This window comes from Corynebacterium sp. LaCa_282, assembly GCF_057198125.1.
In genome coordinates, this window is the sequence record NZ_CP191095.1 from 868,625 (window position 1) to 894,937 (window position 26,313).

A 26,313-nucleotide genomic window follows, 5' to 3' on the forward strand; every position below is an offset into this window, starting at 1 on the left:
GGGATTTATACACTATGTCTGTTGATAGCCAGATTTCTGAGTACTACGACAAGCTACTCAAGCGCAACGCCGGTGAACCGGAATTCCACCAGGCAGTGTCCGAGGTGCTGGATTCGCTCAAGATCGTCCTGGATAAGGACCCACACTACGCAGACTACGGTCTGGTTGAGCGCCTGTGTGAGCCGGAGCGCCAGCTCATCTTCCGTGTCCCATGGGTTGATGACAACGGCGAGGTGCAGGTCAACCGCGGTTTCCGTGTGCAGTTCAACTCCGCACTCGGCCCATATAAGGGCGGCCTGCGTTTCCACCCCTCGGTGAACTTGGGCATTATTAAGTTCTTGGGCTTCGAGCAGATCTTCAAAAACTCCCTGACCGGCCTGCCCATCGGTGGCGGTAAGGGTGGTTCCGACTTTGACCCGAAGGGCAAGTCCGAACAGGAAGTTATGCGCTTCTGCCAGTCCTTTATGACTGAGCTGCACCGCCACATTGGCGAGTACCGCGACGTTCCTGCCGGCGATATCGGCGTCGGCGGCCGCGAAATCGGCTTCCTCTTCGGCCAATTCCGCCGCCTGACCACCCAGCACGAGTCCGGCGTCCTGACCGGTAAGGGCTTGACCTGGGGCGGTTCCTTGGTGCGTACCGAGGCCACCGGTTTCGGTGCCGTCTACATCACCGAAGAAATGATGAAGACCCACGGCGAGTCCTTCGATGGCGCCAAGGTCATCGTCTCCGGCTCCGGTAACGTGGCCATCTACGCCGCCGCAAAGGCACAGGAACTGGGTGCTACCGTCGTCGCAATGTCTGACTCCTCCGGCTACATCACCACCCCGAATGGCGTGGACGTTGACCTGCTTCGCGATGTCAAGGAAGTCCGCCGTGAGCGCATCTCCACCTACGCCAAGGAAGCTGGCAACGGCGTGGAGTTCCACGAGGGTGGCAATATCTGGGATGTCCAGGCTGATGTTGCACTGCCGTGTGCAACCCAGAACGAGCTCGACGGTGAGTCCGCTAAGAAGCTCGTCGAGGGCGGCGTGCGCTACGTTGCAGAGGGCGCTAACATGCCGTCTACCCCGGATGCGGTGCACGTATTCCAGGACTCCAAGATCAACTTCGCACCCGGCAAGGCTGCCAACGCCGGTGGCGTGGCAACCTCCGCACTGGAGATGCAGCAGAACGCATCCCGCGACTCCTGGTCCTTCGAATACACCGATGACCGCCTGCGCGGCATCATGAGCAACATCTTCAAGAACATCGACAACACGGCCAAGGAATACGACCGTGAAGGCGACTACGTGGCTGGCTCCAATATCGCCGGCTTCAAGAAGGTGGCTGACGCCATGCTGGCACAGGGCGTTATCTAAACTCCCATAACCAACGGCTCCCCATTTCTCCGCACCCGCGGGGAGGTGGGGAGTTTCTGCATTGCTGCGAAAGCACCGCGGCCGCATGCACCTGTGCCGCGGGTATCTGGAGGAAAAATGGGTTAATCGCACACGGGGTGCGAATCGAACTCGGAGAGCATTAGCCCTCGTTGCACCGGCCTGAGGATTCAAGGCGCGCCCTCCACACAATGCGGGGTGCTGCGTTGTAGAATTCCCAGCATGTACCGTGTCTTTGAATCCCTTGATGAATTAGTTCAGCATTTGGAGCAGGCTTCTGGCTTTCCCATGACCTCCAATTGCTTGGTCCCCCGCCATGAGATGCTGGCGCTTCTCGATGACCTGCGCAATGCGCTGCCCGTAGAAATCGACGATGCGCAGGACGTTTTAGACAAGCAAGACGAGATTATCCGCGGCGCCGAAGAGCGTGCGGATAACACCATTAATGAGGCGAATGCGCAGGCCACCGATATGGTGAACCAGGCGCGTCAAGAGGCCGATACCACGGTCGCGCAGGCAGAAGAACATGCCCAGCGGCTGATGGCTGATGCCGAGGCGCGCGCCCAGTCCACCGTTGAGCAAGCCCGCGCAGATGCAGACCGCACCATTGCTCAGGCCAACGAGGAATACGAGCGCTCGGTGGCTGAGGGCCGCCAGGAACAAGAGCGTTTGGTTTCCGAATCTGAAGTTGTCCGCCGCGCCAACGAAGAAGCCAACCGGATCGTGGAGACCGCATACACCGAATCCAACCGGCTGCGCACGGAGTGCGACGACTTTGTAGATAGCAAGCTCAGCGAATTTGAAAGCTCCCTCAGCGGCCTGCTGCGCACCGTAAACTCCGATCGTTCCGCCCTGCGCGGTGGGGCCGGCGTGCGCTCTCGCGGCGGCGACTACCTGCCGTCCACCAACGCTGGTTCCTCTCGCGGTGGTGCTAGCGCCCCGCGCTATGGCGACGATGACGGTTACGAGCGCCGTTATACCGAGCGCTAAACGCTTAAACTACAAGGCACGACGCTTAAAAAGTCCTGCTGCACGGGGTACATCGCGAAAATCGCGGCACCGTGTAGCAGGACTTATTGTGCCTGTGGGAGTCTAGACCGAGCTGCGCGAGTTGGAGTGGTGCGGCGTGGGGGAGGAGGGGGCATCGGCAAGCGTGGCCTCAACAGCATGTGCAGTGGGGTGAGGGCGCTGGCTCTGGACCGCCACGAAGGCCACGATTCCCGCGCTGACTAGGCCGGGGAAGAGGAAGGTGACCAAGGCCGTGGTGAAGTAGGACGAGAGCGAGGTCATCGAGCCGCTCATAAAGTCTTGAGGGAAGAACATCGCGCTGAGGCTAATGACCGCGCCTGCGGTAAGGAACATGGTGCCGACGCTAAGCAGCGCGCAGGCAAGGGCTTCGCGCGAAAGCCACGTGATGGCGGCGGCGCTGGCGGAAAACACTAGGGCGCCGGTAAGTACTGTGAGGTCGAGTCCGGAAGGGATGACCAAAATCGCGCCGGCGATAAGCCCCGCGCACAAGCTGAGGATGAGGGCGGAGGAAAGGCGCAGGCCCCTGTCGCCGTAGATGCCAGAGTGGTCGGCCTTGGGTAGGCGATGGAGGACTGTCCCAGAGATGACCAAGAAGGTGGCGGGAAGGCAGCACAACACTCCGAATCTAGGAGCGATAGCGCTCAAATCTCCTGAGGTCGCGGCCAAGTGGTAAGTCATGCCTTTAGGCTAAGGCGGCTGCGGCCTGCAGGAAAGGGAAAACCGGCAAGCCATAGCGCTTTATGCCCAAACCTTCAGTTTCTTGCCAGAAAAAGCGGCCGTGTCAGCAACTACGCGGAGTTTGCGAGGCAGGGTAGACTACCAACTGTTATGACATCTCCATTGAAGTTCGATGTGGGCGAATTATTAAACGCCCAAGGCGCTGACGCAATGCCGGAACAACGCACCCAGACGGGGCCTGCACCGGAAAGGATTGGCGTGGAAATGATCGCCATCCCTAAGGGTGAAGATCTCACCGTTGCCGCGACCCTGACCCCGCTGGGGTCAGGCGTTCTGGTTGATGCGGATATCTCGGGCGTTCTCACGGGCGAGTGTGCGCGCTGCTTAAAAGAGCTCCACCCACAGCTGGATTTGCACGTGACCCAGGTCTTTGCCGCCGATGAATCTTTTGTCAGCGGCGATGACGCCGATTCTGATGATGCCGGTTCGGGCGATGAAATCCCGGAAATCGAAGACGATGAGCTGGATCTGCTCCAGGCGGTCATCGATGAAGCAGGCCTGAACCTCCCGTTCGCCCCCGTCTGCGAAGACGGTTGCGATATTCAGACCCCAGAGGGTGTGACCACCGGAATTTCTGGGGAAGAAGAGGAAGAGGAGAAGGTAGACCCGCGCTGGGCAGGTCTGGAGAAGTTCCTATGAGCCGCAAGAAGAAGCTAACCGGGCACGAGGCATGGGAGGCCGCCTTTGCGGCGGTGGACCACAGCCCGCTCTTGGAATCGCTCGGCGTTGCCTTGGAGCCGGAAAACCTGCGCTTGGCGCTTACGCACCGTTCCTTTGCCAATGAAAACGGGCACCTGCCCAATAATGAGCGCCTCGAGTTCTTGGGCGATGCCGTCTTGGGGCTCTCGGTGGCCGCGAAGCTATACGTGACGTATCCATCGCGCCCGGAATCCGATATCTCTAAGATGCGCGCGTCCATTGTCTCGCGCTATGGGCTTTCCGATATCGCGCGTGAGATTAACCTGGGCCCGCATATCTTATTGGGCAAGGGCGAGCAGTCCACCGGTGGGCGCGATAAGGATTCCATCCTTGCGGATACCACCGAGGCGATTTTCGGCGCCATTTACCGCGAGCACGGCTTTGAAACCGCCCGCGATGTCATCCTGCGCCTCTTCGCGGAAAAGATCGATAATGCCTCTGTCAGCGGGCGCCACTTGGACTGGAAGACCACCTTGCAAGAGCTGTGCGCTGAGCTAAAGGCACCGATGCCGGTCTATTCGGCTACCGCCACCGGCCCAGAACACGATCAAACCTTCAGCGCGGTTGCCACCGTCGCTGGGCTGAGCGTGGGAAATGGGCAGGGGCACAATAAGAAATTAGCGGAGCAGCAGGCCGCGCAAGAAGCATGCCAAACCCTGCGCGAAACCCCGTTGCTGGTGCAAGGGACCGCTCATAAAGAAGGCTAAATAATGCCAGAACTGCCCGAAGTGGAATCGGTGCGCCGCGGGGTGGAAACCTACGTCGTGGGTAAAGAAATTACATCGGTAGACATTGCGCACCCGCGGGCGAACCGCGGCCAAGATGAACCGCTGGCGGGCCTTGTCGTGGGCAAGGAAATCGCCGCGGTGGCCCGCCGCGGCAAATTCATGTGGCTGGAATTCGTGGGGGAGGACCCGATGGATAGCCACCGCGACGTGCTTTTTATTCACTTAGGCATGTCGGGGCAGCTGCGCATCGGCCACACTGATTCCCCGCACCGCCGCATCACGGTAGTACTTAGCGATGCCACCGAGCTGCACTTCGTGGATCAGCGCACCTTTGGATACTGGCTATATGCGCCGTGGTCCACGATCTCGCATATCGGTTTAGATCCCCTGGAACCCGATTTTGATATCGCCAGCGCTGCGCGCCGCCTGCGGCAGAAGAAAACCGCGGTAAAGACGGCGCTGTTGGATCAAACGCTGGTATCTGGCATTGGCAATATCTACGCCGATGAAGCGCTGTGGGCGGCGTGCATTTCGCCGCGCAAGAAGGCTTCAGCCCTGCGGCAAAAAGACGCCGTGGCGCTATTGGCCGCGGCGCAGACCGTGATGTCTGCCGCCCTCAAAGCGGGGGGAACGAGCTTTGATTCTTTGTACGTCAACGTCAATGGTGAATCGGGCTATTTTGCGCGCTCGCTTGCGGCCTATGGCCGCGCTGGCCAGCCATGTTCCCGCTGCGGCACGCCCATTGCGCGCTCCATCATCGGGGGCCGCTCGAGCCATTATTGCCCCCATTGCCAATAGTGCTTTACCTGTGAGGTTCACGTTGTAGACCTTCAGGCAGTAAATTAATCCGCATGGAATTTCTCGAAAATGTCGTCACGACATTTAACGATGGCGTGTGGACATACATCCTGCCCTGGCTACTCATTGGAGCGGGCCTTCTATTCGGTGCGCGCACCGCAGTGGTGCAGATTCGCAAGGTGCCCGATATGCTGCGCGCCGTGGTCGAGCGCCCCAAAACCGACGATGAGGATGAGGGCGCAGGAAGCGGGGGAATCTCCGCATTTAAGGCATTTACCATCTCTGCTGCCTCGCGCGTGGGCACCGGCAACGTGGCCGGCGTCGCGGTGGCCATTTCGCTGGGTGGTCCTGGCGCCGTCTTCTGGATGTGGATCATCGCCCTCCTCGGCGGCGCTACCGCCTTTGTGGAATCCACCCTGGCGCAGCTGTGGAAGGTCCGCAATGGCGATACGTACCGCGGCGGGCCGGCCTACTACATGAAGCGCGGGCTGGGCTGGGGCCCGCTCGGCGTTCTTTTCTCTATCGCCATCGTCTTTACCTTCGGCTTGGTCTATAACTCCTTCCAGACCAACGCCATCGCAGAGGCCGTGGCCTTTTCCTTCGGCCGCGAAGACGATGCCACCTTTGGCTCCATCATTGGCATCATCATCGCGATTGCCGCGGGCCTCATCATTTTTGGCGGCGTAAAGCGCATTGCCAATATCACCCAGGTGGTCGTTCCGTTTATGGCCCTGGCGTACCTGCTCATCGGCGGCTTCGTGGTCATTACGAACTTTGACAAGGTCCCGGGCATGCTGGGCGATATCATCGGCCACGCGCTCGGCTTTAAGGAAATCGCCGGCGCGGGCATCGGCGCCGCGATGATGAAGGGCATCCAGCGCGGCCTGTTTTCCAATGAGGCCGGCGAGGGTTCTGCTCCTAACGCGGCGGCGACGGCCACCGTTTCCCACCCGGTCAAGCAGGGTCTGGTGCAGACCTTGGGCGTGTACTTCGACACCATCGTGGTCTGTACCATTACCGCCTTCCTGATCTTGCTCGGCCCGGAGGTGGCCTACGGCGAAGAGGCCGAGGGCGTTTCCCTTACCCAGGCGGCCTTGTCCGCCGAGGTTGGCCACTGGGGCATTCACTTCGTCAGCTTCATCTTGTTCTTCCTGGCCTTTTCTTCCATCTTGGGCAATTACTACTTGGCAGAGGCCAACCTGGAATACCTCACCACCAATAAAACGGTGCTCAATACCTTCCGCCTTGTGGTGCTGTTCTTCGTCTGGTTCGGCGCAGTAGGCTCCCTGCCATTGGTCTTCGCCCTGGCGGATACCGGTGCGGCGACGATGGTGATCCTGAATATCATCGCCATTGTTCCGCTATCCGGCGTGGCCATTCAATTGTTAAAGAACTTCAACGAGCAGCGCAGTAAGGGCATCGATCCGGTCTTCCACCGCGATATGCTTCCCGATGTCCCCGGTGTGGAGTGCTGGGACGGTTCTGACCCCGTGACCCGCCGCAGCGATGCGGACCGCAAAATCTTGCGCGATCGCGGCGAGGCCGATCGCTACTAATAAGGAAGGTGCAGTGACATGGAAAGAATGACGGCTTTTGTGCACGGTACCGTGCAGGGTGTGGGCTTTCGCTGGTGGACGCGGTCGCGCGCACTGGAATTAGGCCTTTCTGGGCATGCGACCAACCTGGCAGACGGCCGCGTGCAAGTTGTTGCAGAGGGTCCACGCACGCAGTGCGAGAAGCTCTTGGAATTGTTGAAAGAGGAACCGAGTACCACCCGCCGTCCTGGCAGCGTCGAAGTTGTGGTCGAGCAGTGGGCGGACGCAAAGGGCGAAAGCGGCTTTGTTGAGCGCTAATAGCCAACCCAATGCTTGCTGCAGCTCGTGTCTTAAAGGCTTGCTACACTATCCCAAATGCACCTGAAATCGCTGACGCTCAAAGGCTTTAAGTCATTCGCGTCGGCGACGTCTCTCAAATTTGAGCCTGGGATTTGCGCTGTTGTCGGCCCGAACGGTTCCGGCAAATCCAACGTTGTCGATGCCCTTGCCTGGGTCATGGGAGAGGCCAGCGCGAAGACCCTGCGCGGCGGCAAGATGCAAGACGTCATCTTCGCCGGGGCAGGCGACCGCAAGCAATTGGGCAGGGCCGAGGTCACGCTCACCATCGATAATGCCGATGGTGCGCTGCCCATCGAGTACTCCGAGGTATCCGTTACCCGCCGTATGTTCCGCGATGGCGCGAGCGAATACGAAATCAACGGGGCAAAGGCCCGGTTGATGGATATCCAGGAGCTGCTTTCTGATTCCGGCATTGGCCGGGAAATGCACATCATCGTGGGGCAGGGCAAGCTTTCTGAAATCCTGGAATCGCGCCCCGAGGATCGCCGCTCCTATATCGAGGAGGCTGCAGGCGTCCTCAAACACCGCCGCCGCAAAGAAAAGGCCCAGCGCAAGCTGACGGGCATGCAGGCCAATTTGGACCGCCTGCAGGATTTGACCGATGAGCTGGGAAAACAGCTCAAGCCCTTGGCGCGGCAGGCAGAAGCCGCCCAGCGCGCGGCAACAGTGCAGGCGGATGTGCGCGATGCGCGCCTGCGCCTGGCCGGAGATCGCATCGTCGGCCTGCGGCAAAAGCTTTCCGCTGCCGGGCAGACCGCGACGGCCCTATCCACCCAGGTGGAAGAGACCACGGCGCAGCTCGAAGAGGCGACCGAGCACCAAATGGAGCTGGAAACCCAGCTAGAGGAGGTCAATCCGCAGGCAGAATCCGCCCAGAAGTTGTGGTTTGATCTCTCCACCTTGTCCGAGCGCATTGCGGCGACCCAGCGCATCGCAGAGGAGCGGGCGGATAACGCCGGGTCCCAGGTCGCCTATGCCGGCCAGGATCCGGATGATTTAGAGGCCAAGGCGGCGCGCGCGGACGAGGAGCACGAGGAGCTCGTGGTAGCGGCGGAAGAAGCCGCGGAGCGGTTAGAAAGCATCCGGGAGGAAGTGGCGGAGCGTCGGCAAGCATTCGAGGCCGCCGAGCACGAACATATGGCACAGGTGCGTGCCATTGCGGATCGCCGCGAGGGCGTGGTGCGCCTTTTTGCCGCCGAGGAAAAGGCGGCGGGGCAGGTAGCCAGCGCGGAAGAGGAGTTGGCGCGGCAGGAAGAGGCCGTGGCTTCGCTGCAGCGGCGCACCCAGAATGCGCAGGCAGAAGCTGCTGAGGTAGCGCAGAAGCTGGATAATTATGCCGCGGAGCGCCAGCCTTTGGAGGAGGCGCATACGCGGGCTGCCAGCGAGTCCGGTGCTGCCGATAAGCGCTTGGATCAGCTCCGCGATGCCCAGCGCGAGCGCGAGCGCAGTGTCTATACGCTGCGGTCCCGCATCGATACGCTATCCCAGACCATCCCCGAGTCGGTCGAGGTGGGCGAAGAATTCCAGCCATTGGCCGCGTATATTTCCACCACCTATGAATCGGCGGTTGCGGCCGCGTTGGGCACCTTTGCGGAGGCGCAGGCGGGGCAGTTGACCGAGGGCTTGATTGCGGATTTGGAGAAGGGCCCGCGCTCAGCGCTGCTGGATGCGGCGGCGGCAGCGCCTGCAAGCTCGTGGCGCGTCGATGCCGATCTGCCGCCGCAGACCTCCTGGTTGCTGGATCACGTCACGGTACAGCCTGAGGTTTCGGCGGCATTGCACAGGCTGCTTGCCGATGTCGTCCTCGTCCCCGATATTGCCCACGGCCGGCGCCTCGTATCCGACGATCCGCGCCTGCGCGCCGTGACCGTGTCCGGCGTAGTCATCGGCGAAGGCTGGGTCGAGGTCGGCACCGGCTCCTCGTCCACGGTGGAGGTCACCGCCCGCATCGCGGAGGCTGAAGAAGAACTAGAGCAGGCAAATCAAGCCCTGCATGAGCTTTCCGGCACCCTGGAGGGGGCAAAGATTGCCGCCGAGGATGCCCGCGTGACGGCCGCGTCCGCCAAGGCCGCGTTGCGGGAGCACGATACCGAAGCCGATGCCTGGAAGCGCGATCACCGCCGCTTGGAAAAGCAGTACGAGGCAAATAAGGCGGAGCTGGAAAAGTCCGCGCAGCGCGCCACCGAGATCGAGATCCGGCTGCAGAAAGCCAACCAGGAGCTTGCCGATGCCCGCGATAGGCTCGCCCGCGTCGACGCCGACGATCAACCAGACGAGCCCTCGTCCGCCGATAGGGACGCCGCCTCGGCCGCGCTGGAAGAGGTAAAGTCCATGGAAATGGAGGCCCAAGTCGCGGCCCGATCGGCGCAAGAGCGCGTGGGCCAAGTTGCCGGCAAGGCCGATAGCTTGCGGCGCCAGGCCCAACACGAGCGCCAAGCAAAGGCCCGCCATGAACAGGCGATGGCCCGCCGCAAGGCGCAGGGGCAATTGGCATCGGCAGTGGCACGGCATGCACAGGATTTGGCCGCGCGGGCGAACCAGCTTTTAAGTCGCGCCACCTCCGAGCGCGATGAGTTTTTGCAGGAGCGCAACTCCTTAAATTCCCAATTGCAGCAAGCCAAGCAGGCGGTATCGGCCGCACGCCAAAATAGCGACCGGCTAACCGCGCGGGCGCATGAAGCAGAACTGGCGCGCTCGCAGGCGCAGGTGCGCCTGGATGAAGCGGAGAAAAAGATTGCCGAACAGCTGGGCATCGCCATCGCTGACCTGCTGCGCGATTTCACCCCGGGCGAAGACTTTGACCGCAGCGCGGAAAAGTCGCGGCTGCAGCAGGCTGAAAAGGATCTGAACTCGCTGGGCAAGGTCAACCCCTTGGCCTTGGAGGAATATAAGGCGCTGGAAGAGCGATACAGCTACCTGTCCACGCAGCTCGATGACGTCATCCAAGCCCGTCAGGACCTCGCCGGGGTAATTTCGGATGTGGATAAGCAAATCCTGCAGCTATTTACCGATGCCTGGCGGGATGTGGAAGCGGAATTTCCCAAGGTATTCAACACCCTCTTCCCGGGTGGGGAGGGCCGGTTAATCCTTACCGAGCCCGAAGACATGCTCACCACCGGCATCGAGGTCGAAGCCCGGCCGCCAGGCAAGAAGGTCAAGCGCCTATCGCTGCTTTCCGGCGGCGAAAAATCCCTTACCGCACTGGCCATGCTCGTGGCGATCTTCCGCGCGCGCCCCAGCCCGTTCTACGTCATGGATGAGGTCGAGGCAGCGCTTGATGATGTCAACCTGCGCCGGCTCATCGCCCTATTTGAGGAATTGCGGAAGGATTCCCAGCTCATCGTCATCACGCACCAAAAGCCCACCATGGATGTGGCCAATGTCCTCTATGGCGTGACCATGCGCGGCGATGGCATCACCCGGGTCATCTCCCAGCGCATGAATCCAGCCGGGCTCGCGCCGGGAGCCGAGCAAGCAAGCCGGGATGCGACGCGGCTTGGGGTTGATGCGCCGCACTCAGGTGGTACGCCGCAGTCAACGGAATAGAAGTTTTCGCCTCCCTTTTGTGCCGCAAGCCCGAAAGGCTGGCACTATAGAGGCATGAATTCTTTATGGTTATGGATCGGCATAGCAATCGTTGTCATTGTGCTGATTGTCGTCTTTATTGCAATTGGCAAAAAGCGCGGTGAATCCAAGAAGGTTTCTTTCGAGAAACCCAAGGAAGAAGAGCCTAAGCAGCTAACGCAGGAGCAAAAGTCCGGCAATTACCAGGCCAAGTCTGGCTTCAACTTTGCCCCAGCGGGCTCAAAAGAACCCGAAAAGGTAGCGCAGGAGAAGCCGCAGCAGGCCCAGCCACAGCAGGCTAAGCAGGAGCAGCAGCCGGAGTCCTCGGAGAAATCGGAGCAATCGGAGCCGAGCGCCACCGATATCGCCAATGCGCAGCTCAACGGCGAAGAGCCACCGGCGGCCAAGCGACCTGAACCGGCTAAGGATAAGGACGCTGCCTCCACAAAGGAGGCCAAGCAGGAAGAACCGCAGCGCCAAGAACCTGCAGCTGACGAGCAGCCGAAGAAGTCCGCAGAGCCCGCGGAATCCAAGAAACCTGCAGAAGACGGCGACGTACCCAAGCAGGATAAGGACACAGGAAAAGCCGACGTCGCTGGCGATGAGGCTAAGTCCGAGTCCAAATCCGAGTCTGCTTCCACTTCGGAAGCGGAGTCCAAGCCTGCCGCGGATAAGCCTGCGGCGGATAAGACTGAAGGTAAGGGCACTGCCGGTACGGCCGCTGCCGCTGCGGCCGCAGCTGGGGGAGTCGGCTCCGCCGCTTCTGCAGCCTCTGGTGACCGCCAGGAATCCGCCGCAGATGAGGCAAAGGATCATTCTGACAAGCCGGATTCCGCGCAAGCTTCCGCACCTGCTTCCGGAAAGGCGGAAGTAGAGGATAAAGAAGTAAAGGACAGCGAGCAATCCGCCCCAGCTGCGGCTGAGAAGCCCGCGGCAGAAAGTACGGACGACCACCACCGCGGCGAGCCGGACCATGAAGAAAAAGACCCAGAAGACGTTGTATCCGTCGAGGCCGCCGAGGTAGAGGATGAATCCCCGGTCTTTGACGAGGTGGTGGATGATAAAGACGCTGACCACATCGAAGAACGCGTCGATAACCACGAGGAAGCCGAAGAGGCTGCGGCTGCAGCCGATGCACAAACGGATGCTGCAGAAGCCGCCAAGGAACAAACCCCTGTGCCTGATGGCGAACCTGCTGCGGCGGGCCAGCCCACCGAAGACATCGCTCCGGCAGGAGGCCGTCTCGGCCGGCTGCGCGGTCGCCTCTCTCGTTCCCAGAACGCCATCGGCCAAGGCCTGATGGGAATCCTCTCCGCCGGCGATCTGGACGAAGACGCTTGGGAAGAAATCGAAGATACCCTCATCATGGCGGATCTGGGCACCAAGTCCACGATGAAGGTCACCGATTCTTTGCGTGACAAGATCGCTGAGCGTGGCGTGTCGAGCGAGGAAGAGGCGCGTGCGATGCTGCGTGAATGCCTCATCGAGGCCTGCCACCCAGAAATGGATCGCTCGATTCGCGCGATGCCCAATGACGGAAAGCCCGCCATTGTCATGGTCGTAGGCGTCAACGGCACCGGTAAGACCACCACCACCGGTAAGCTTGCCCGCGTCCTCGTATCGATGGATCACAGCGTCCTGTTGGGTGCGGCAGATACGTTCCGTGCTGCGGCCGCAGACCAGCTAGAAACGTGGGGACGCCGCGTGGGCGCCGAAACCGTGCGCGGCAAGGAAGGCGCAGACCCAGCCTCCGTGGCCTTTGATGCCGTGGCCACCGGCGTGGAACAGCAGGTCGATGTCGTCTTGGTCGATACGGCCGGCCGCCTGCACACCTCGACGGACCTGATGGATCAGCTGGGCAAGGTCAAGCGCGTCGTAGAAAAGAAGACCGAGGTTGATGAGGTCCTCTTGGTTCTCGATGCCACGGTGGGCCAAAACGGCCTGGCACAGGCTCGCATTTTCCGCGAGGTCGTGGATATTTCCGGCGTGGTGCTCACCAAGCTGGATGGCACGGCGAAGGGTGGCATCGTCTTCCAAGTGCAAGAGGAATTGGGCGTTCCAGTCAAGCTTGTGGGCTTGGGTGAGGGCGCCGATGACCTTGCGCCATTCGAAGTTGAAGGATTCGTCGATGCCTTGTTAGGTGAGAAATAGGGTCTTCTCCCTCAACCGTTTTAGATAACTCCCCAGTACCTGGCTGCTCATAAAATGAAGTAGTCGCGGGTGCTGGGGAGTTTTCGCGCCTATGTGCCTTGCAGGTATGTCCTGCGAGCATGGGGAGCCGTGGATTGCTGTGATCTGCATTGAGCTGGTGAGCAATGGTAATCTGGTAGGGCTGTATTTAGTGATTCGGTGCGAAATTCGCACCATTCCAAGACCAAGGTTCGTGAGGCAAGTATTTCGTGACGCTACTTTTTGCTGTCCTCCTCGCAGCATTGGCAGTGATCTTGGCACCGGTGACCGTAAAGGTCATGGACCGACAGGCGGGCTATCCATTAGCCGTCCTCTTTCTCATCGCAGCGGTGCTCATTGCTAAGGATTTTTCTGCCATTGCAGCGGGGGAGGAACTCAGTTTCCAAGCCACCTGGGCACGCGATTTTATTGCACCGGGGGTTGATGTAAGTTTCGCTCTGCGTGGAGATGCATTGAGCATCTTCTTCGCCATGTTGGCTCTTGTCATTGGCGCTGTCGTGCTGACGTACTCGGCAGCGTATCTCCCGAAAAATGAGGGAAATACGAGCTTTTATACATTGATGACGGCGTTCACGCTGTCCATCTTGTTGCTGGTTCTGGCCAATGACGTTGTTGTCCTATTCCTCGCCTGGGAGCTTGTCTCCTTGGCTTCCTTCATGCTCATTGCGCGTTCTGGCTCCGGGGGAGAGGCAGGTTCGCAGCGCACCTTAATCCTGACCTTTATCGGTGGCCTTACGCTATTGACGGCATTGGGCATCGCCGCAGTGACCACCGGTTCGACCACCATTTCTGAGATTCTCGCATCCTCGGTATGGGATGAACGCCCTGGTGTGACCGCGAGCGTTGCCGTGCTCATCGCGGCTTCTGCTTTTACCAAGTCCGCTCAATTCCCATTCCACTTCTGGCTGCCAGAAGCCATGGCCGCCGCTACGCCTGTCTCGGCGTTCCTGCACGCCGCGGCCGTGGTCAAGGCGGGTATTTACCTGCTCATTCGCTTCTCCACGGTCTTCTACGATGTCGCGGTGTGGAACTGGGTGCTCATCGTCGTCGGTATGGGCACGGCGGTTATGTCCGCGGTATTCGCGGTGCAAAAGACGGACCTGAAGAAGCTGACCGCATATTCCACCGTGTCTCACCTGGGTTGGATTGTGGCCACCATCGGTGTCGGTACCCCGTTCGCTATTGGGGCAGCACTGGTGCACACCTTGGCCCACGCGCTCTTTAAGTCCTCGCTGTTCATGCTCATCGGCGTCATTGACCATGAAGCGGGTTCGCGCGATATCCGTCGCCTTGGCCCGCTGTGGAATAAGATGCCGTGGACGTTTGGCTCTGTCGTCATCGGCGCCGCCTCCATGGCTGCGGTTCCTCCGCTGTTGGGCTTCGTGTCCAAGGAAGGAATGCTCACCGCCTTTGAGGACGCCCCCATTGGCGGCGCAGGCCAAGCAATCCTGCTTGCCGTGGCAGGTATCGGTGCCTTCTTTACCTTCACCTACTCGGCAAAGATCGTCTTCGGTGCATTCTTCGATGGGCCGCGCTCTATGGACGATGTCCACGAAGCCCCAGTTGCCCTGTGGCTTCCCGCGGCGCTGCCGGGCTTTATGTCCCTGCCGCTCGTCTTCGTCCTGGGTATTTTCGATGAGCCTTTGGAACATGCCGTTGGCGCCGTGGGCATGGAAACGCATTCTCACCTTGCGGTATGGCATGGAATCAACGTTCCATTCATCATTTCGATTCTCGTGCTGGTGGCCGGTATTGCCGGTCTCTTTGCCCGCAAGAAGATGTGGCCGGCCTTCGAGGGACGCAACTTCATGCCGCGCAGCGGCAACGAGCTCCTGCAAAGCCTGCAAGATGGCTGCGCCAAGCTCGGCCAGGTATTGGGCAAGATGTCCGATTCCCACAACCCGTCCCGTCACATCCTGCCGATCGTCATCGTGATTATCGTCCTGGCGGGGACTACCTTGTTTGGTGAGGGAGTCGACGGCGTACCGCTACAACCGCGCGTCGATGGCCTCGATAACCCATGGGACCTGCTGCCGTTGGGCATCATTGCCTTGTCCGTATTCGGGCTGGTACGCACCAAGAACCGCCTCACCGGTGCCGTCATGATCGGCATCGCAGGTACGGGCGTTACCTTGCAGATGTTCCTCTTGGGCGCACCGGACGTTGCGCTGACCCAGTTCATGGTGGAAGCCCTGTCCGTGGTCGTCATGATGATGGTGCTGCGTTACCTGCCGGAGACCTTCCAGCCGGTTACTGATAAATCCCGCAGGGTAGGCTCCATCGTTATCGCCGTATTGGCCGGTATCGCTGCCTTCCTCGGCGTGTGGGGCCTGATGGGCCGCCACGAACGCTCGGACTTGGCGCTGTGGTACCTAGACGAGGCACCGGATATCACGGGTGGCGATAACGTCGTGGCCACCATCATCGTGGAATTCCGTGCACTCGATACCTTGGGCGAGCTGTCCGTGCTGGGCATGGCCGCCGTCGTTATTGCAGCCATTACTACGACGCTGCCGCGCTTCCCGTTCAGCTCGGGTACGCGCCCGGCGCCATTCGGTCAATCGCAGCTGAACTCCGTGCCGCTGCGCAAGGGGATCAATATTGTCATTCCTTTGCTCATCATCATGTCCGTCATCGTCTTCTTCCGCGGACACAATGCCTCCGGCGGCGGATTCCCCGCGGCGCTGATTATGGGTGCGGCCATTGGCCTGACTTATCTGTCCCGCGGTTCCGATGAAATCGTCTTTGGCCGGATGACCCCAGTGCATCTGACCGGCATTGGCATCATTACGGCGCTATTGGCAGGCTTTATTGGTTACTGGCACGACGGCTTTGGCAATGGTGGTTTCCTCACCGCCCTGCACGGCGAAGCCTTTGGCCAGCACTGGACGACGTCCCTCATCTTCGACCTCGGTATTTACCTGGCCGTGTTGGGCATGCTCACGATGGCCATCAACGCCTTGGGCGGCTACCTCAGGCCGGGTACTGAGCGGGACTTCCTGCCGTGGATTCATGACGATGACTCGGCCCTGCCGGCCACGCCGCGCATTGCCGTTGAGGATGCGGACGATCCGTATCCTGACCCAATCAACCCGTCGACGGATCCGCTCGCTTTGCTCAGCCCCAAAGAGGCAAAGACAAAGACAAAGCAACGTCGCCGTTCTAACGCCAACCGAGGAGGGGAGAAGTAATGATTCTCGCGTTAACTATCGCCATCCTCATCGGTGGCGCCGTCTACCTCATTCAGCAACGTGGCCTGGTCCGCATTGTGTTGGGCATGATGGCATTCGGCCACGGTGCCAACCTGACCTTGTTGGCCACTGGCGTGTACTCCTACCGAGGCGAAGCATTTCCCTCAGAGGTGCCCCACGATCAGATGGCCGACCCGCTACCGCAGGCATTCGTGCTGACGGCCGTTGTTATCTCCATGGCAACCTCGACCATCCTGTTGACCATGGCTGCGATGGGCAAAAACGATGACACCGATGTTGTAGAACCCGTCGATGACAACACCATTGACCACGCATTTTCTACCTTGGGCCGCGATGCCCAGAACCGTGCGATCTTGGAAGAATCCGCGAATGAGCTCGATCGCATTGGCCGGGTAGACCACGACACCCCCGTGGCTGAGCGCGGGGTAAATAGGAAGAAGGAGGATGAAAAATAATGGCTGATGTTGTAGCCCAACTTCTTCCGCTTTTCCCGGGCATTCCGCTCATTGCCGCGGCTCTTGCCTTGCTGGCGCCGTGGCGCGCCGTCCGCGATGCGATCATGCTCATCATCCCCGGAGTCGGTGTCTTCGCCGGCCTGGGACTGTTGATCTACACCATGAACAATGGGGTAGTGGCGCATACCGTGGGCCTCTACGTAGGCAATGTGGGTATTCCGCTCGTTGCGGATGCCTTCTCCGCGCTGATGATCATCACCACGATGATCGTGGCCTTTGGTGCTAACTGGTTCGCCATCGTGGGCGGGGAGACGAAATCCCGTTATTACCCTTCGCTCACGCTGATTCTTATCACCGGTGTATGCGGTGCGCTGCTGACCGCTGACCTCTTTAACTTCTTCGTGTTCATTGAGGTCATGCTGTTGCCGTCCTACGGCCTTATCACCATGTCGGGCACGTGGTCGCGCCTGGCGGCAGGACGCGCGTTCGTCCTCGTTAACCTTTTTGCCTCCACGCTGCTGGTGGTTGGTGTCGGCTATATCTATTCTGTCACCGGCTCGGTCAACCTGGCTGCCTTGCAGGGAGCCGCCGCCGGCAACGGCCCGGTGACCGTCGCCGCGGGCATTATCCTTATTGCGATTACCGCCAAGGCCGGTGTCTTCCCGGTGCAGTCTTGGCTGCCGCGCACCTATCCAGGCACGTCGGCCGCGGTGATGGGCCTTTTCTCCGGCCTGCACACGAAGGTCGCCGTCTACATGCTCTACCGGCTGTACGTGCAGCTTTTCGATCTCGAGCAGCGGTGGAACGTACTCATCATCGTCCTCATGCTGATCTCGATGATGATCGGCGCCTTTGGTGGTCTGACCGAAAAGACCATTCGCCGCGTGCTGGGTTACCAGATGCTCAACGGTATGCCGTTCATCTTGGTGATGCTGGCCTTTACCTCGGAAGACCCAAGCCGCGCTCTGGCCGCCGGTATCATGTACACGATTCACCACATGGTGACCGTTGGCTCGTTGATCCTGGCGTCCGGTGCTATCGAGGAAACCTACGGTACGGGTGATTTGACCAAGCTATCCGGCCTCGCGCGCCGCGATACCATTATCGCCTGGATTTTTGCCGCCGGTGCCTTCTCTGTGGTGGGCTTCCCGCCATTCTCCGGCATGTGGGGCAAGCTCATGATCGTCTTCGAGGTTGCCCGCAATGGCGGCGCTTGGGCCTGGATTGCGATTGCCGCCATCATCATCGCCTCCTTCGCGGCATTCTTGGCGATGTTGCGCGTCTGGCGCGAAGCCTTCTGGGGACACGATCTGCCCTCGGACAAGGTTCCCGATGAGCTCATCATCCGCAAGAAGCTGATGGCGCCTTCCGCAGCGCTCATCTTGGTCTCGCTGGGCATGTTCATTTTCTCCGGCGTGGTTATTGATGCGGTGGAAACCGCAGCCGAACAACTGCTGGACACGACGGCTTATACTGACACCATCTTGGGCGATGACTCAGCCGCACTACCTAATATCAATGACATTCAGGAGGGCCGATAAATGCATGCCGTAGCTTATGCACTCTGGCTCATCAAGGAGATTTTCGTTGCTGGGTTCACCCTGGCGATGTCAGCATTTAAGCCCGATAACGAATACCACCCGGTGATCATCCGGTACCCACTGCGCGTTACCAGCGCCTGGGAGATTTTCTGGTTCACCTCTTCCATTACCGCTACCCCAGGCACGCTGTCTTTGGGACTGCGCGAACCACCGCGCAAGGGCTTGCCCCGCATCGTGCTAGTACAAGCGGTACAGGGTTCCGATCCTGCGGCGATCGTGGCTGACTTGGCCGATATGGAAGAGCACTTGGCACCGCGCGTTAAGAGCATCGACTATGGCGTTCCTGGGCAAGGGGATACGACGGAGCTCGATGAGGCTTTCTACGAATTCCCCTTGGATACCCTGGGCCGCTATATGCGCTCGCCGGATCTCGCGCGGGCGGAGGACACTCCGCTTTCGGAGAGCCAGGCGGACGTCGAAAAGCCCAAGCACCTCGCCCGGAAAATTCAACGCAGGAAGGAGACCGACCGATGATTGATTTTGCAACATTGTCCCCATTCGGTTGGGTTGTACTGGTGTGCGTGTTCATCATGGGCGGGGCCGCCTGGTGCGGGGTGCTATTGGCGCTGCGCACTCGCGATGAGCTCACCCGCGCGGTGATGTCAGACATCGTCTTTTACGGCATGATCTGCATGTACCTCGGTTGGTCAATGATCAACAATGCCCCACTGGCCTATGACATTGCCCTGATTGGCGCCATCGCGGCCGGTATTTTGCCGACCTTGTCTATGGCCCGCATTATTTCGAAAGGTCGGCGATAAGTCATGGCTGTTTACGAGAGTATTGCTTCGATCTTGCTCATTGTGGCCACCATCCTGGTGGTGGCAACCGTGGTCTCTTTGTGGCGCGCGCCGGATGCCTTGACCCGTGCCAACCTGATGGGCCCGACCGTGGGTTTGGCGGTACCGCTTATTATCGTCGCCAAGCTCGTGGTGGATTTTGGCCAAGATGGCTTTTCTTTGGGCCTTCTTATCAAGGGCCTCATCGCTTGCTTTGGCGTGTGGATTATTGGCTCGGTGGGCTCGTTCTACCTGGGCCGTTCCATCTATGGCGTTGCGGTTACTGACGTCAAGCACGCCAAACACAATAATGAGAAAATCCAGACCGTCTATGCAGATGAAGACGAAATCTAGGGTTATTCTTTCCTCATGAGTAGCGCGGGTGCGTACCTTCTTCAAGGAGGGGGTGCAGCCCGCGCTTCTTTTGCGCTGCCGCGGTGCTTAACGCAGCGGGGAGCCAGCCGTAATTTGCCGATTGCCACCGTAATTCGGGCACATTCGGAAGTTGGGCGGGGTTAGACTAGAACGCAGCATATCCGCGCCAGGTTTGGCCGCTGAACTCTACTTTTCTTCAGGAGGATTAAATGAAACTTATTACCGCCATTGTGAAGCCGTTTACTCTGCCGGATATCCGGGAGGCATTAAAACAGCAGGATGTGCACGGCCTGACCGTGACCGAAAGCCAGGGCTTTGGGCAGCAGAGCGGGCATAGCGAGGTCTACCGCGGCGCCGAATACGCCACGGACTTCGTACCCAAGGTGAAGTTGGAGGTTTTGACCGCTGATGATCAGGTGGAAGACCTCATTGACACCATCGTGGATGCCGCTTATACCGGCAAGATTGGCGATGGCAAGATTTGGATTACCCCGGTAGAAGACGTCATCCGCATCCGCACCGGGGAGCGCGGCGAGACCGCTCTGTAATTACAGATGGTGGCAGCATCCGCTCTTCGCAGCGAGGCTTATGCAGCGGCGGTGCGCATACTCCAGGGTTTGGACCTGCCGCCGCACACGGCGCTAGCAGCAACCGGCTCTGTGGCCCGGCAGGAGATGACTCCCTATTCCGATATTGATGTCATCCTGATTTTCCCGGAGGACCACGAGCCAGACCCCAGCCAGGTAGAAAAATTGTGGTACCCGGTGTGGGATGCCAAGTATCGGTTGGACTTTGCCCTGCGTACCCCGCAGGAGTGCGCGGAGATTGCCCTGCAGGATGCCTCGGCTGGCTTCGCTCAATTGGATCTGACGTATATCGCAGGCGATAAGCCGCTTGTCGATGACGCCCGTCAGCGCCTCCTGCACGCGTGGCGGCGGCAGCTGCAGCGGGGCTTTGATAGCTTCGTCGATATCGCCATTGCCCGGTGGAACCGCTCCGGCGCCGTCGCCACCATGACCAACCCAGACTTAAAAAACGGGCGTGGGGGATTGCGCGATATTCAGCTCCTGCGCGCTTTAGCCCTGGGCAACCTATGTGATCTGCCCGCGCTGGAGGAAGAGCGGCGGCTGCTACTCGATGCCCGGACCTTGCTGCACGTGAAGGCTCGCCGCCACCGCGATATTTTGGATCCGGACTTTGCCGCAGATGTTGCTGATGAATTGGGCTTTAGCAGCCGCTATGAGCTCACCGCGGCGTTGGTTACTGCGGCCTCTGCGGTCGACGAGGCGGTAGAGCGTAGCTTGGCCACAGCCCGCGGCGTTTTGGGTAGCCGCAGCGCTGGTCCGGCGCAGGGGCGAGACCGCGTGCGACGTCCCCTCGATGTGGACGTCGTGGCCGATGGCGCCGTTATCTCCCTGGCTCGCACGCCCAATTGTGAAGATCCATGGTTATTGACCCGCGTTGCGGCGGCCGCGGCGCGCACGGGCTATTCCGTATCGCTAGCGACGTGGCGAGCGCTGCAGGAATTACCGCCCCCACCGCAGCGGTGGCCGCGGGCGGCCGTGGATGACTTTTTCGCCATTTTGTCTTCACCGTCTCATACCCCACGGGTAATTGCGGAGCTGGATCGCTATGGGCTGTGGGAGCGTTTAGTCCCAGAATGGGGTCATGTGCGTGGATTGCTGCCAAGAGAGCGCAGTCACATGCATTCTGTTGACTACCACCTCGTTGCCACCGTCACGCGCTGCGCTGAGGTGCGCACATCGGTGGCGCGCCCGGATCTTCTCCTCTTGGCCGCGTTGTACCACGATTTAGGCAAGGGGCATGATCGCCCGCACGAGCAAGTAGGAACAGAGATGGTGGCGCGGCAGGCCGCGCGCATGCGGTTTAACCTTGCAGATATTTCCCGCGTGCAAACCGTGGTGGCAGAGCATACGAGCCTGGCGCGATTGGCGGCCACGATGGATCCGCGCTCGGATGCCGCGCGCGATGCCCTATTAAACGCCTGCCATTATGACCAATTGACCATTTCGCTGCTTGCGACCTTGTCCAAGGCGGATGCCTTATCGACGGGCCCTGGGGTCTGGTCCGCCCGCACCGCGCAGGCGCAGGGCCTTATCGTGGCCCGCGCTTTGGAAGCGAATAAGCCTCGCATAGTCACCCGCCCTTTAGTTCGCGTTCCCCAGGACGATTACGGGGTAGGCCTGGCGGTCGATTGGCAAGAGGAAGTGGTCACCGTAACTTGGTCCGGCGCAAATAAGGCAGAGTTTAAGCGCATTTTTGCGCTGATTTCCGCCTTGGGGTGGACGATTGTGCGGGCCAATTTCGTACAAGGTGATGCTGGTAGCTATCAGGCGGAGTTTGTCATCCGTACCGTGCAAAAGACGCTCACAGAGGCCGCGGAACCGGATAGGTTTATCCAGTCCTATAATTCGCGTACGTACACAGAGCTTCCCGATATCGTAGGTGAGCCCACGACGGCGGCGTTTAACGTGGGCGGAATCTTAGAGATTCGCACCGTGGAGAGAATAGGTGCATTGGGTTATTTGGTGGAGTCATTGCCGGAGTTTATGTGGCTGCGCCATGAGATCCTGGGTGCCACGATGATTGTGCACGTTTTCTTTGGCGCTTCGGTTTCTCGCGCCCAGGTGGTGGGGAATGTGACCAGGGCCCTGGCTAGGGACTAAGATTGAATAATTGAACTTTAGATCGATCTAATTTAAGGGAGCGCATCCGTAGTGTTTGACTCACTATCAGACCGCCTACAGTCAGCCCTGGCGGGCCTGCGCGGCAAGGGCAAATTAACTGAGGCGGATATCAACGCCACGACTCGTGAGATTCGTTTGGCATTGCTGGAAGCTGACGTTTCTCTGACGGTGGTGCGCGGGTTTATCAAGCGCATCAAGGAACGCGCCCGCGGCGCGGAAGTCTCTGAGGCGCTCAACCCCGCCCAACAGGTGGTCAAGATCGTCAATGAGGAACTCATTGAGATCCTTGGCGGCGAAACCCGCCGGTTGAACTTGGCCAAGAATCCTCCGACCGTCATCATGCTGGCCGGTCTGCAGGGTGCTGGTAAAACCACCCTGGCCGGTAAATTGGCCAAGCACCTCACGAAGCAGGGGCACACCCCCATGCTCGTGGCCTGTGACTTGCAGCGCCCAGGCGCTGTGCAGCAGCTGCAGATCGTCGGCGAGCGCGCGGAGGTACCAACCTTCGCCCCGGACCCAGGTACCTCCCTGGATTCCAATGACCACGAGATGGGTACCTCGCACGGGGACCCGGTGGACGTCGCCAAGCGCGGTATTGCTGAGGCAAAGCAGAAGCAGCACGATGTGGTCATCATCGATACCGCCGGCCGCTTGGGTATTGATGAAACCTTGATGACGCAGGCGCGCAATATCCGCGATGCCGTCAACCCAGATGAAGTTCTCTTCGTCATCGATTCCATGATTGGTCAAGACGCCGTGCAAACGGCGGAGGCCTTCCGCGATGGCGTGGACTTTACCGGCGTGGTTCTCACGAAGCTGGATGGTGACGCCCGCGGTGGTGCAGCGCTGTCCATTCGTGAGGTGACCGGCAAACCAATTTTGTATGCCTCTACCGGCGAGAAGCTCGATGATTTCGATGTCTTCCACCCAGAGCGCATGTCCAGCCGCATCCTGGGCATGGGTGACCTGCTCTCCCTGATTGAGCAGGCGGAAGCCACCTTGGACCACCAGAAGGCCGAGGAAGCAGCCTCCAAGCTGGGCTCCGGCGAGCTCACGCTGAATGACTTCCTTGATCAGATGCTGATGATCCGCAAGATGGGTCCGATTGGCAACCTGCTGAAGATGATGCCTGGCGGCAAGCAGATGAATGAGATGGCCGCCATGGTGGATGAAAAGCAGCTGGATCGCATCCAGGCGATCATCCGCGGTATGACCCCAGAAGAACGCGAGAACCCAAAGATTCTGAACGCGTCGCGCCGCAAGCGCATCGCCAATGGTTCCGGTGTGAGCGTGTCCGAGGTCAACCAGCTCATCGAGCGCTTCAACCAGGCCAAGAAGATGATGTCCAAGATGGCCGGGCAATTTGGCATGGGCGGTGGCGGTCGCTCTGCCACCAAGAAGAAGCCCAAGGGCCGCAAGGGCAAAAACGGCAAGCGCAAGAAGGGCAAGGGCGGCGGTGGCAACCGCGGCCCCAAGATGCCGGGCGGTATGCCGGGCATGGGCGGCGGTATGCCGTCGATGGAAGAGCTACAGCAGCTGCAGCAGCAAATGGGCGGCGCCGGCGGTGCCGGTGGCCTTGGCGGTGGAAAGATCCCCGGCATGCCCAAGATGCCCAAAGGCATGGAGAATATCGACCTCGATAACCTCAACTTTGGTAAGGGCAAGAAGTAGCCGCGCAGAGTCATAAATAAAAGGTGGCCCATTACTTCGCAGGTAATGGGCCACCTTTGTGCGTGCCATCGCGGGGGAGCGTTTACACCGGATCGTTTTCCGGGGTATTGGGATACGGCACTGGGTTGGCGCGCCGCGTGCCACCGGTGGTGGGGGCAGCTGGCGATTCCTCCAGTGCTGCCTCCGCCTCTTCGGGGGAGATTTCCGGTGCCTCTTGCTGGACCTTTTCGCCGTTCAAGAAGGGCGTGAGGGCTTCTCGGATCATCGGTATCGCGGAATCCGCGAAGGCATTGGTGATGTGGTGCATATCGCGGTAGACCATGGTGTTGCCAATGACCACCGGGCAATCGCCGTTAGCATCGCAGAACCACGGCGCGGTATCGAGGGACAGCATGTTCTCGTACTGCGATAGGACTACAGCGCCTGGATCATAAGGTTGATAGACCTGCTCGAATCGCATGCCACAGCCCACAGCATCCTCGTTGGCAACGTAGCACTCATCGAATTCGCGCGGTTCCCCGTCTTCGTCGAATCCCCACGGATTATCGCGGAAGCCCAGGAAGGGGATATCGCGCTTGGATAGTTCTTCCCAGAAGGCTTGGTAGCCGGCGGGGACCGCATCGGGGCCATGCCCATATTCGTTTTGCGGGCGGGTGGTATTGGAGATAACCAGCGCTGGGTGGGCCTCGGCAATGCGGTCCATGACCAGCTCGCCCCACTCGGCGCACTCGGGGCTGACCGTGACGTCATCGCCAAGCTCGATGGGGCAGCCTTGGCGCAGGAGGGGGACCAGCTTGAAGCCCATCTCGCGGCCCAAGTGGTCGAGGGCAGAGGAGTATTGCTCCGCGTGGGAACCTCCCACCAAATAGACTTCTTTTTCGGAATTGGTATCGCCGAAAATGCACGGCGTCTTGCCGTCCCTGCGCGTTTCAAAGAAGAAATCGGCGGGCTGGCTATCGGGAACAAAGCACCAGTTTGCGGCGACCGGCGGCTGGATGCCCCCGGCCACGATGGGATCAGGTTTGATCTCTACGCCATCTGGTGGGGTGATGTCATTAATGAACGTGGTGGCGCCCGGATATTGCTTGGGGTTGAGAATCTCCGCATCGGCGATATTCAGCGTGCGCAGCCACAGCGGCTGAATGAGAAGCAGTGCGGTGACACAGCTGGCGACCACGACACCGCCGATGGCCCGACCGGCCCCGGCACGGGTGGACAGGCCGGAGATTGCCTTGTGGGCTGGAAGGTCCTCTGCCAAGGGGCGCTTGCGGTGCTGGCGCAAGGGGCGCTCGATGAAGCGGTGCGTGGCATCGGCAAGCAGCAGGGAGATGGCAATGATAATGATGCCCAGCCACCACGGCGGGGTTTGCTGACCCAAGTACGAGGTGGACAAAATGAGCAGCGGCCAGTGCCAGAGGTATAGCGGATAGGCGACATCGCCTAGCCAACGCGCCTTTCCAGAAGCCATGGCCTTGGAGATCTTGCCGCCACCGCCCAAGATGATGAGCACGGCGCCGCCCAGAGGCAACAGCGATAGCGGACCTGGATAGGCGGTGGTCTCTGCGATGATGGCGCCGGTAAAGACCAACATGAAAAGGCCGAGGCCGGTAAATAGGTCATAAAAACGGGCCGGAATCTTCCAGGCGGAGCCGTAAATAGCAAGTACCGCGCCGAGGGTCAGCTCCCAGGCGCGCGACCACGTGGAGTAGTAGTTTTCCGGCGTTCCGTGCAGCCCATGGCGCGAGGCATAGGCAAAGGAAGCGATGGTCACCACGATGAGAATGGGACCGGCAATCTGGTTGACCGTGGGGAAGCGGCTGGTACGCAGCGAGGACTCCTGCGGGCGCAGCTTCATTATCGCGGCCAGAATGAGGGCGAAGGCGATGCCCATCAGGTAGAACTGGCCCTGCACGGACATCGACCACATATGCTGCAGCGGGGAAGTATCGGCGGCGGCCGCCGTGTAGTCGGCGTTTTGGCGCGCCAACTCCCAGTTCTGGTAGTACAGCATGGTTGCCGTAATTTGCTGGGTAAATTCGGTGCGCATGAGCTGCGGCGTGAAAAGGCGTACCAAGATGTACGTCACACCGATGACCAAAACGAGGCTTGGCACCAAGCGGCGCAACGTGCGCCAGATTGGCCACCACGGGTTCAAAGATGCGTTGGGCTTGCCGGCATAGCGCAGCTGCGAGCCTAAGAAGAAGTAACCGGAAAGCAGTAAGAAGACATCCACGCCGCCAGAGACACGACCGACAAAGACGTGGTAGATAACTACGAGGCCAATTGCGATACCGCGCAGACCGTCGAGGTCATAGCGATATCGAAAGTTGCGTGGGGAATCTGTTGTCATAAAACGTCATTTCGTGCGCTTGTCCGTGGGAGGCACAAACGCGGCGTACTTTTAAGCCTTCAGGGTCAAAGGATTGCATTCGGCTCATAAGGGTACTCTTTAAAGGTCTCGGAAGCATAACGAGCCCAGGCTAAGCGTAGGG

The 26,313-nt window shown here is 59.9% G+C and carries 20 protein-coding genes; 18 read left to right on the forward strand and 2 right to left on the reverse strand.

Annotation, left to right across the window (positions count from 1 at the left end):
* The first annotated feature begins 14 nt into the window (after positions 1-14).
* Positions 15-1,361: an NADP-specific glutamate dehydrogenase gene (gene gdhA, locus ACP8KU_RS04050; protein ID WP_023022958.1), complete on the forward strand. Its 1,347-nt coding sequence runs from the start codon at positions 15-17 to the stop codon at positions 1,359-1,361.
* A 240-nt stretch (positions 1,362-1,601) separates the two neighbouring features.
* Positions 1,602-2,369, forward strand: coding sequence for an SPFH domain-containing protein (locus ACP8KU_RS04055; protein WP_284630957.1), 768 nt, complete (start codon positions 1,602-1,604; stop codon positions 2,367-2,369).
* Positions 2,370-2,471: 102 nt separating this feature from the next.
* Here the strand turns inward: ACP8KU_RS04055 and ACP8KU_RS04060 are convergent, their stop codons facing one another.
* Entirely contained in the window at positions 2,472-3,086 is a 615-nt protein-coding gene (locus ACP8KU_RS04060) for a hypothetical protein (RefSeq protein ID WP_284622827.1), read from the reverse strand.
* Between the two features lie 150 nt (positions 3,087-3,236).
* Here ACP8KU_RS04060 and ACP8KU_RS04065 point away from each other — a divergent pair, with 150 nt between their 5' ends.
* From ACP8KU_RS04065 to ffh, 16 genes are all read left to right on the forward strand, one after another.
* Complete coding sequence (locus ACP8KU_RS04065; protein WP_126319333.1) at positions 3,237-3,785, forward strand: YceD family protein; 549 nt, start codon at positions 3,237-3,239, stop codon at positions 3,783-3,785.
* Positions 3,782-4,552 carry a ribonuclease III gene (rnc, locus tag ACP8KU_RS04070; protein WP_005283703.1) on the forward strand — a complete coding sequence of 257 codons (771 nt, stop codon included), beginning with the start codon at positions 3,782-3,784 and terminating at the stop codon, positions 4,550-4,552. Before ACP8KU_RS04065 ends, rnc begins: the two co-directional genes overlap by 4 nt.
* A 3-nt stretch (positions 4,553-4,555) precedes the next feature.
* Positions 4,556-5,371: a bifunctional DNA-formamidopyrimidine glycosylase/DNA-(apurinic or apyrimidinic site) lyase gene (gene mutM, locus ACP8KU_RS04075; protein WP_484484020.1), complete on the forward strand. Its 816-nt coding sequence runs from the start codon at positions 4,556-4,558 to the stop codon at positions 5,369-5,371.
* A 53-nt stretch (positions 5,372-5,424) separates the two neighbouring features.
* Positions 5,425-6,927 (forward strand): alanine/glycine:cation symporter family protein, encoded by a 1,503-nt coding sequence (locus tag ACP8KU_RS04080; protein ID WP_484484021.1) that lies wholly within the window; start codon positions 5,425-5,427, stop codon positions 6,925-6,927.
* Between the two features lie 18 nt (positions 6,928-6,945).
* Positions 6,946-7,224 (forward strand): acylphosphatase, encoded by a 279-nt coding sequence (locus ACP8KU_RS04085; RefSeq protein ID WP_484484022.1) that lies wholly within the window; start codon positions 6,946-6,948, stop codon positions 7,222-7,224.
* A gap of 57 nt (positions 7,225-7,281) precedes the next feature.
* Positions 7,282-10,812: a chromosome segregation protein SMC gene (smc, locus tag ACP8KU_RS04090; RefSeq protein WP_484484023.1), complete on the forward strand. Its 3,531-nt coding sequence runs from the start codon at positions 7,282-7,284 to the stop codon at positions 10,810-10,812.
* 54 nt (positions 10,813-10,866) lie between these two features.
* The gene (gene ftsY / locus ACP8KU_RS04095) at positions 10,867-12,981 is read left to right on the forward strand and encodes a signal recognition particle-docking protein FtsY (RefSeq protein ID WP_284643122.1); all 2,115 of its coding nucleotides are present in this window, start codon (positions 10,867-10,869) and stop codon (positions 12,979-12,981) included.
* A 248-nt stretch (positions 12,982-13,229) separates the two neighbouring features.
* Positions 13,230-16,211, forward strand: a complete 2,982-nt coding sequence (locus tag ACP8KU_RS04100; protein ID WP_484484024.1) for a DUF4040 family protein — start codon at positions 13,230-13,232, stop codon at positions 16,209-16,211.
* The gene (locus tag ACP8KU_RS04105) at positions 16,211-16,687 is read left to right on the forward strand and encodes a sodium:proton antiporter (RefSeq protein WP_005278605.1); all 477 of its coding nucleotides are present in this window, start codon (positions 16,211-16,213) and stop codon (positions 16,685-16,687) included. Before ACP8KU_RS04100 ends, ACP8KU_RS04105 begins: the two co-directional genes overlap by 1 nt.
* Entirely contained in the window at positions 16,687-18,228 is a 1,542-nt protein-coding gene (locus ACP8KU_RS04110; protein WP_284830870.1) for a monovalent cation/H+ antiporter subunit D family protein, read from the forward strand. Before ACP8KU_RS04105 ends, ACP8KU_RS04110 begins: the two co-directional genes overlap by 1 nt.
* Positions 18,229-18,762: a monovalent cation/H+ antiporter subunit E gene (locus ACP8KU_RS04115; RefSeq protein WP_005278609.1), complete on the forward strand. Its 534-nt coding sequence runs from the start codon at positions 18,229-18,231 to the stop codon at positions 18,760-18,762.
* Complete coding sequence (locus ACP8KU_RS04120; protein WP_005278611.1) at positions 18,759-19,049, forward strand: cation:proton antiporter; 291 nt, start codon at positions 18,759-18,761, stop codon at positions 19,047-19,049. The genes ACP8KU_RS04115 and ACP8KU_RS04120 overlap by 4 nt, the downstream gene beginning before the upstream one ends.
* A gap of 3 nt (positions 19,050-19,052) precedes the next feature.
* On the forward strand, positions 19,053-19,421 hold the full coding sequence (locus ACP8KU_RS04125; RefSeq protein ID WP_484484025.1) for a Na+/H+ antiporter subunit G: 369 nt from the start codon (positions 19,053-19,055) through the stop codon (positions 19,419-19,421).
* Between the two features lie 230 nt (positions 19,422-19,651).
* Positions 19,652-19,990 carry a P-II family nitrogen regulator gene (locus ACP8KU_RS04130; protein WP_278722854.1) on the forward strand — a complete coding sequence of 113 codons (339 nt, stop codon included), beginning with the start codon at positions 19,652-19,654 and terminating at the stop codon, positions 19,988-19,990.
* A gap of 6 nt (positions 19,991-19,996) precedes the next feature.
* On the forward strand, positions 19,997-22,129 hold the full coding sequence (locus ACP8KU_RS04135; protein WP_484484026.1) for a [protein-PII] uridylyltransferase: 2,133 nt from the start codon (positions 19,997-19,999) through the stop codon (positions 22,127-22,129).
* A gap of 51 nt (positions 22,130-22,180) precedes the next feature.
* The gene (gene ffh, locus ACP8KU_RS04140) at positions 22,181-23,821 is read left to right on the forward strand and encodes a signal recognition particle protein (RefSeq protein WP_005278622.1); all 1,641 of its coding nucleotides are present in this window, start codon (positions 22,181-22,183) and stop codon (positions 23,819-23,821) included.
* 82 nt (positions 23,822-23,903) lie between these two features.
* On the opposite strand, the gene ACP8KU_RS04145 is transcribed toward ffh, so the two are convergent.
* Complete coding sequence (locus tag ACP8KU_RS04145; RefSeq protein WP_484484027.1) at positions 23,904-26,171, reverse strand: acyltransferase family protein; 2,268 nt, start codon at positions 26,169-26,171, stop codon at positions 23,904-23,906.
* Positions 26,172-26,313 lie beyond the last annotated feature (142 nt).